The organism is Novosphingobium sp. ZW T3_23, from assembly GCF_044987305.1.
In the GTDB taxonomy this organism is placed as follows: Bacteria; Pseudomonadota; Alphaproteobacteria; order Sphingomonadales; family Sphingomonadaceae; genus Novosphingobium.
Map to the genome: position 1 here is coordinate 1 of NZ_JBJDRF010000105.1, position 7707 is coordinate 7707.

Annotated in this window: 7 protein-coding genes and 1 pseudogene; 1 reads left to right on the forward strand and 7 read right to left on the reverse strand. The window is 65.8% G+C overall.

The genetic code is table 11. The features are described from left to right. Together ACI3K3_RS25155 and ACI3K3_RS25160 are read right to left on the reverse strand one after the other, a co-directional pair. Window positions 1-262, reverse strand: a 262-nt coding sequence (locus ACI3K3_RS25155) for a hypothetical protein (RefSeq protein WP_404918769.1), incomplete at its 3' end; no start/stop codon positions are given. Next, a complete protein-coding gene (locus ACI3K3_RS25160; protein ID WP_404918771.1) occupies window positions 259-1908 on the reverse strand; it encodes a Na+/H+ antiporter in 1650 nt (549 codons plus the stop codon). The genes ACI3K3_RS25155 and ACI3K3_RS25160, both read right to left, overlap by 4 nt. 226 nt (window positions 1909-2134) lie before the next feature. On the opposite strand from ACI3K3_RS25160, the gene ACI3K3_RS25165 reads away from it, so the two are divergent. After that, window positions 2135-2836 carry a glutamine amidotransferase gene (locus ACI3K3_RS25165; RefSeq protein ID WP_404918773.1) on the forward strand — a complete coding sequence of 234 codons (702 nt, stop codon included), beginning with the start codon at window positions 2135-2137 and terminating at the stop codon, window positions 2834-2836. Between the two features lie 36 nt (window positions 2837-2872). On the opposite strand, the gene ACI3K3_RS25170 is transcribed toward ACI3K3_RS25165, so the two are convergent. The 5 genes and pseudogenes from ACI3K3_RS25170 to ACI3K3_RS25190 form a co-directional block, all read right to left on the reverse strand. Next, window positions 2873-3898 carry a nucleotidyltransferase family protein gene (locus tag ACI3K3_RS25170; RefSeq protein ID WP_404918775.1) on the reverse strand — a complete coding sequence of 342 codons (1026 nt, stop codon included), beginning with the start codon at window positions 3896-3898 and terminating at the stop codon, window positions 2873-2875. Continuing rightward, window positions 3891-5039, reverse strand: a complete 1149-nt coding sequence (locus ACI3K3_RS25175) for a hypothetical protein (protein WP_404918777.1) — start codon at window positions 5037-5039, stop codon at window positions 3891-3893. The genes ACI3K3_RS25170 and ACI3K3_RS25175 overlap by 8 nt, the downstream gene beginning before the upstream one ends. 212 nt (window positions 5040-5251) lie before the next feature. Continuing rightward, a complete protein-coding gene (locus ACI3K3_RS25180) occupies window positions 5252-5683 on the reverse strand; it encodes a hypothetical protein (RefSeq protein WP_404918779.1) in 432 nt (143 codons plus the stop codon). A gap of 232 nt (window positions 5684-5915) precedes the next feature. Continuing rightward, window positions 5916-7325 (reverse strand): cardiolipin synthase, encoded by a 1410-nt coding sequence (gene cls / locus ACI3K3_RS25185; RefSeq protein ID WP_404918781.1) that lies wholly within the window; start codon window positions 7323-7325, stop codon window positions 5916-5918. A gap of 82 nt (window positions 7326-7407) precedes the next feature. Continuing rightward, window positions 7408-7707 (reverse strand): annotated as a pseudogene (locus ACI3K3_RS25190) (hypothetical protein); the annotation flags it as partial.

A 7707-nucleotide genomic window follows, 5' to 3' on the forward strand; every position in this document is an offset into this window, starting at 1 on the left:
ACAAAAAACCCGGACAACCAGCAATCCCCGCTTCTTGCGATTGGGGAGCATGTTGCCCGTAATGTCTTGGCGACCGCACCAGAACCGTGTGGTCCGCTGCGGTGAGAGGCCCTCTAAGTCCCACCCATGATTCGGTCAACACGCTAATTTCAAAAAAACGACATTTTCGAAAAAATGGCGGTTTCCAGCGAGTTTGACCGATGTGCGAACCCAGATCGCCGGCCGGCTCACCAAACGTGGCGAGCCGACCGACCAGGATCACCCGCGGAAGCGCGCTTCCGAAAGGTCGAGTTCGCGAGTCAGCTTGCGGATGGTTTCGCTGCCCACGCTGCGGGTGCGGATGAGTTCGCCCAAGGCGGCGCGCTCGGCCTTGAGGCCGACGAGCCGGAAATCGCGGAACAGCCGCTCCTGCGCGCGAGCAGCGTCGCGCTCATCCTCCTTCAGGCCCTCGATCCGTTCACGGTAGAGGTCCATCACGCGGCCGCCAGCGGAAGCGTAGCGGTCTGCATCGCCATGGCTTTCCGCGAGGCGGTGCTGGTGACGCTCGATCGCCCTGATCGCCGCCTCGGCCGTGGTGACGCGAGCAATGTCCTCCTCGGCTTGCTTCGAGGGCTCGCCCGGCATGGTGAGATCCTTCAGGAGCACGGGCAAAGCGATGCTGGCGAGAACGAGTGATACGATGATGACGCCCGCCGCCAGGAAGATCGCCAGGTCGCGTGCGGGAAACGGCGTGCCGTCATTGAGCACGAGCGGGATGGTAAGCACACCTGCCAGGGTGATAGCGCCGCGAACGCCCGCGAAGGACATCGCCGCGACGAGCCTCCAGTTGGGAGTGCGAATGGCAGCAGCATCCTCCTTGCCGCCGTTCGTCTGGCGCTTGCGAAGGATCGTGAACTTGAACGACAGCCACACCCAGGCGAAGCGGAGTGCGGCCAGGCCGAGAACGATGGCGACAACGTAAAGCGCCAGCCAGCCGGGCTGCGTATGGCCGGTTACCGCCACGGTTGCCTTCGCTTCGGCGAGAATGGCGGGGAGCTGTTCGCCCAGGAGCACGAAGATGATGCCGTTCAGGGTGAACTGGATCGTGTCCCACACCGAGTTGCGGCGCATGCGGGTAACCGCCATGGCCTCTCGCGAGATTTCCGCGAAAGTCATGGTCACGCCTGCACTGACGGCGGCAAGGATGCCCGAGGCATGGAAGTGCTCGGCCAGCATGTAGGAGCCAAAGGGAATCAGCAGGCTGACGAGTATCTGCGAGCCGGTGTCCTCACCCCAGCGGCGCGTGACCCAGGCCTTTGCGCGCGAGACGACCAGCGTAACCGCCACGCCGATGACAAGGCCCGCACCCGCAACCCAGAGGAAGTTCAGCGCGGCCCCTCCGGCCGAGAAGGTGCCGGTCAGCGCCGCTGCCACGGCAAAGCGCAGGCAGACCAGGCCCGAGGCGTCGTTGAGCAGGGATTCCCCTTCGAGAATGTGCATCATGCGCTTCGGGATCGGCACGCGCGCGGCGATGGCCGAGACCGCGATCGGGTCCGTGGGAGATACGACGGCGGCCAGTGCGAAAGCCACCGCCAGCGGCATGGCCGGGATCATCCAGTTGATGAACAGGCCCATGCCGATCACGGTCGTCAGCACCAGCCCCAAGGCCAGTTCGACTACCGTCGAGACGTCCTTGAACAATTCGTCCTTGGGAATGCGCCATCCGTCAAGAAACAGCAGAGGTGGCAGGAACAGCAGCAGGAACAGTTCGGGATTGAGGGAGACGCTGTAGGAAGTCGAAAGACCGATAACGCAGCCCAGCAGGATCTGCACGAGCGGTGTCGGTACCGACCAGGGGAGCATGCGCGATACGGCACCGCTCACCACCACCGCCAGCAACAGGAAAAGTACGACCGAAACTGACTCCAAACCTTGGCTCCTTCTTTCTCTGCCTTCGTTCTTCGAGAAAGGACCATGGCGAGCGATGGCAAGGATTGCAAATCCTGCACTCTGGTTTTCTGGCGGTGTCGGACGAACGAAACCCTTTGATACAAATTCTATCAGGCCTTCGCTAGCCTTGCGCGATAGGGTCGCGGCATGGAAGATGGCCCCCTCAAGCGGTCCAGCCATCCCGCCGTACGAACGAAAGCGAGCAGTGACGAAGACCGCCTTGATCATCCGGCATGTCCCTTATGAAGGGGTCGCCGGCTATCGCATGCCGATCGAAGCGGCCGGATACGATGTCGATCGGATCGACGTGACAGACCCGGCCTTTGCCTCGCTGGATCTTTGCGAGCCGGATCTGCTGATCATGATGGGCGGGCCCATGGGCGTCTACGAGCAGGAGCGCCATCCGTGGATCGCCTGCCAGATGCGCCGCCTGGCTCTGCGTCTCGCTGTAGAGAGGCCGACGCTGGGCGTCTGTTTCGGAGCGCAGATGATCGCCGCCGCGCTTGGGGCCGAGGTCTATGCTGGCCCGCACAAGGAAGTGGGCTTCCATAGCGTTTCGGTCAAAGCCGATGCACTCGCGGGGCCGCTGCGGCATATCGCGGGCGTACCCGTGCTCCACTGGCATGGCGACACGTTCACCCTGCCCGAGAATGTCGAACTGCTTGCCTCCAGCCACCTGTACGAGCACCAGGCGTTTCGGCGCGGCAGCAATATCCTGGCTTTGCAGTTCCATGCCGAAATGGGCCTCGATCCCCGGTTCGATGCCTGGATCGAACAGTGGCCGGGCGCGGTAGTGGAAGCGGGCGGCGACGAAGCGTCGCTGCGGGCAGCGCATGACAGCCTGGGACCGTTGGCGGTAGCAGCGGGCCAGGCGATGATCGCGGAATGGCTCACCGAACTGCGCTGAACCGATAGCACCCGGCACGGTGCATCCCGGTTTTCCTCAGACTTTCGTGGCCTTTCTCTCAAGCAGCATCCTGCGCATCTCCTTGCCTCGCGCGGCGATGCCTCGCTGTTCGTAAAGACTGAACGGCGGGTCGATCAGCCAGGAAAACAGCGTGAGAGTTGTCTCGGAGGCGGGGTAGCGCAGTTGCCAATGCCTTCGCCTGCCCTGGAACGCCGCTCTCCACCCTCCCCCGCGCTGTGGCATGCCCATGCTCTGGCCGAGCCACGTCGAAAGACTGTGGAGTTGAACGGCCAGCGCACGTCGCGCGCGGCCTGCTGGAAACAGCGCTGCCAGCGCGTTGCCGTCCACCTGCCGGGCAATGGCTGCCATGTCGACGAGATGCCGCAAGTCGATCCGGCCGCGCCAGTAATCGCCCTCCTGCAACTGGTCATGGAGCACGAACAGCGCGATGAGCGCGGCGGGCGACGGCATGGACGCTACCCCGCCACCGATCGGGAAAGGCCGGCACGATGCCATGAGCCATGCCGCATCGCGGCCGTGCCCGACGCGCTTCAGGCGGAAGTGCAGGTCCACCCCGCCCGCGTCGCGCTCCCGCCCGAGATTGGCGCCCTGCTCGTCCTGGTGCATCGACAGGAGCCGGTGATAGCCGATGCCTTCCAGCGCCTCCACCGCCGATCCGTTTTCGTCCTCCCGAACCATCAGGTCGAGATCGGTGAGCAGCCGGTTGGCGCAATCCGGCCCGCGATGCGCAAGCAGCGCCGCGCCCTTGAGCAGGATCGGAGTGATGCCGCGCGCATTCAGGGCGGCGACGGCCTCGGCAAGCTGGGCATGCATCAAACGATTGCGCGCGCTGGTGCGCTCCGCGATCACCCGGAGCAGGCCGACCACCTCGGACGGGATCGCGGGATCGGGGCTGCCGGCAATGTCGAGGGACTCGGCCAAGGCAGGCGTAACCAGCGTGCGGTTGGCGAGAGCGAGCACGCCCTCCCATTCGATCGCGGCTGGAACACGCCCCCCCAGGCATTGGCACAAGTCCGAGAGCGCGTGAAGCTCGCTAGGCAAGAAGCGCCTCGATCCAGGGGGCTGCCTGCTCCGCCTCCGCGTAGCGCAGGGTGCATGTCTCGGCATTGTCCACCATTCGCGCCAGTCCACGCATCTGCGCGGAGGTACAGCGACCGTCATGCACGAACCCCTCCTCCAGCAGGCGCCCCAGACAGTCGATCGGGGATTGCGGGACCAGCCCGGCGACGGCCCCGTCCTGGCGGCACAAATCGACGATGCCCGCCACCCGCGCCCAGGTGGGTGCCGCTGACTCTCCCGGCGAGCCGGGGAGCGGCGCATAGCGCAGCCATTGCCCATCGGCCCTCCGCACCGGCGTCAGGGCCGCGAGGCCGGGCACCACTTGCGCAAGACGATCCCAACTGCCGCTCTTCACCGTCAGCGGCAGGGGCACGCCCATGACGAGGCCCGATCGCGGATCGAACAGGACGATGTCGTCCCCAGCGAGGCGAAGGTGCGGCGATGCCGCGGCGGCCATGGCCGCCAGCGTTGATTTCCCGGCGCCGGGTGCTCCGATCAGCAGGATCGCTTCGTCCTGCGGCCCGTCACGCGCGACGAGACACGCAGCGTGCAGTGCGACGTAGCCGGGCTGGTCCAGCACGAGATCGACGATCGCCCCGCGCAGGACCGGCGATGCCGCGTCTTGTGAAACCAGGGTTCCGGCACTGTCGTCGAATACGCCGACAAGATCGTTTTCGCTCTCGCCCAAGGCTTCGACGGTAATCCTGGTCGCCGTCTCGCCGGGAACCCCGCCCCGAGGAAGATGACCATATGGCGCGGCAAGCCCGGCGCCCCACGCGCCTTGCGGGAAGCGGATCGCGATGCTCCGTTCTCCGGCCCGAAGCCAGAGACCGTCAGCATCGGCCGCCCCCGCCGCGAACGACGCCGCCATGACGCGCTGCGTGCTCCAGTCCGTGACGAGGGCATCGACCTCGCCCGCGTTCAGGCCCATCGTTTCCTGCAATTGCCGGCGCAGTTCGGCCAGTTCGATCCCGTCCGCCAGCAGCGCCACGAGCATTCCGGCCGATCCGTTAAGCGCATTCAGCCGCTGGGTGGCTTCCACGAACAAGGCCGGACGATCTGCGATGACGAGAGGGACGACGCCATCCGCCAGTCGCAGGAGCGGGCCGCGCTGCGCCCGCAAGCCCACCTCTCCTCCCGGCGTCGGGTCGGATCCGGGAGCCCCGATGGCGCTGCCACTTCGTCCTGAGCTGCCCCTTCCTGAGCCGCCGTGCATCGCGGCCTCTCCCCCGTCACGTTCCGGCGCGTCTGTCGCTGCCCGGCGATACTGACCGGCGATACTGACCGGTGTCACTGGCCAGTATTACTGGCCAGCTTTTCGGCTCGAAACCTCGCTCAGTTTCGGCCCAATGCCTTGCCGGCGCCTTCGCGGCCGCGCGGGACGGTGCCCTGCGATTTGGGAAGGCTGGCCTCCGCGCTCACCACTCCGGCATGGCCATCGCCGCCACTGGAGCCGGTGTCCTTCGGTCCGGAAACCGTGCCGCCGCCATCCTTCGGGCCGGAGTGGGAACCGCCGCCATCGCCGGTGGAAGTGCCGCCATCCCCGGTAGAACCGCCACTGCCAGAGCCGCCACCGGTCGAACCGCCGCCGCCGCCGCCGCCACCACCGCCACCACCCGACTTCGCGATCGCGGTCGAGGTGAGAGATGTGGACAACAGCATCGTCATCGCCGGCGGAACGAGAAGAGAATACTTCCCGCAGGCGGCAAGAAAGGACCGGCGATCGTTGTGGCCGAGTTCGGCCGAATCATCTTCCGCACGCTTCATGAAATAGACTCCTCGCCAAGTCGGTCGAAACTACATGAGTCGCACAGGCCGGAAACGGGCAAATTGGTCTATGCAGAGGCTCTTATCCGAATGCCACGCCCGGCAAATCCAAATGGACAAGCCCGATACCTCCAACGCGCCGCTTACAGGCTACCAAGGACTTATCGTCTGTTCGGAAAATGCCCTTCAAGGCATTTTCGTCGCGGCAGCGGAACCACTCATCGGGCAAATGTCACAACAAGGGGCTTACCAGGCGCGCACCGTTTTCGGCGAGACGCCGCATCCGCGATCGCGCGCGCCATTCCGCCAGCAGCAGTTCATCGCTTCCCGCCAGATACTCCCGCTGGATCCGCGCAAGATCCTCGATCCCCGGTCGGTCGAGCAGCAGCAGGCTCACTTCTTCGTTCAGCTGGAAAGAGCGAACGTCGACATTGCTGGAGCCGACGATGCCCAGAGTCTCGTCGATCCGCACGGCCTTGGCGTGGAGCAGGTATCCGCGATACCGATGGATGCGAACGCCATGCGACAGCAGCTCGTCGTAGTAGGAAGACTGCGCAAGGTTGACGAGCTGCTGGTCGACCACTTCCGAAACGATGACATGCACTTCCACGCCGCGAAGCACTGCCGTGATCAGCGCCCCCAGCAGCCCCTCGTCCGGGATGAAATAGGGCGTCACCAGCACGACCTCGCGCTCCGCCCGCGCCACCTGCCATGTCAGCAGGGTCAGGAAGCCTTCGAGCGGATAGTTCGCTCCGCTGGGCAGGACCTGGAGAATGGAGGCACCGGCAGGCGGCGGCAGGACGACTGCGGGTTCGAGCAGTTCCTCGGTTTCCATGAACCAGTCCGACACGAAGATGGCCGACATCGCCGCCACGGCAGGCCCCGTCACACGGGCGACAAGTTCGCGATTGGTAACGCCGGGGCGAAAGTCCTTGGCGACGATATTGAGCGAACCGGCATAGCCGATCCGCCCGTCAATCAGGAACAACTTGCGATGATTGCGCATGTCGCGCCGGGTGCGCCCCCGGATCAGGCGGAACGGCAGCATGCGGCGCACCCGCACGCCCTGGCCGCGCAAGGCCAGAAGCGTGCCCTTCAGCCAGCGATAGGAGCCCACGGGGTCGACAAGCACATGGCAGGGCACGCCTCGATCGACCGCGCGCCCCAGGGCGGCGATCACGCGGTGCGCGGTCGCGTCGTCGGCGAAGATGTAGGACAGCAGACGAACGTGATCCCGGGCCGCGTCGATATCGGCGACGAGCCTGGCGATCACGGCGTCGTAATCGTCGATCAGTTCCACCGCATTGCCAGCCACCGCAGGCAAGTGGCCCAGCCGGTTGGCGAGTTCGACGACTTCCCCAGGCGCTTCGCCCACGCCGGGATCATCGCCTGCCATGCGTTTCGCGGCATCAGCGAAGAAGCCGCGCAGGCTTTCGAACCGTTCCACGCGCCACGCCGGGAAGCGCGGGCTGCCGATGGCGGTGAACAGCAGCAGCCCCGGCACCGGCAGGAAGAAGATCAGCAGTAGCCAGCTTGCAGCGGCAGCGGGTGTGCGGCGCAACGGCACGACCGCCAGCATCGTCAGCCGGATGCCCCACTCGGCAATATAGAAGGCCTCGCCAAGAGTGGGCAGAGTGATCATCGGCCGAGTGTTGGGCAATCGGCCCATTTTGGCAAGCGTTTGCGCATCTTGGTCCGGGCGCGCAGGGGTGGCAGCCGAACGCTCAGCCGACAGGCAAGACCCGACCGACCGGAACCTGCGCGGTGGCCGACGGAGATGCAGGCGATGCGGCTTCGCTCCTGCGCATGGCGGCATAGGCGGCAAGCGCCAGGGAGCCGGCAAGCGACAAGGCGTCTTCCGCCAGGCCCACCGGGCGATCGCGACCGAATGTCGATGCCAGCCGTTTGCGGACGCGATAGCTGAGATAGGCGCCGGCCAAAGCCCCTCCCGCCGCCACGACCGCGCCCAGCACGCGGCGTTCCGGCCGGGCGGTGGCGGCGCCCACCACGCTGCCGGCCGGAAC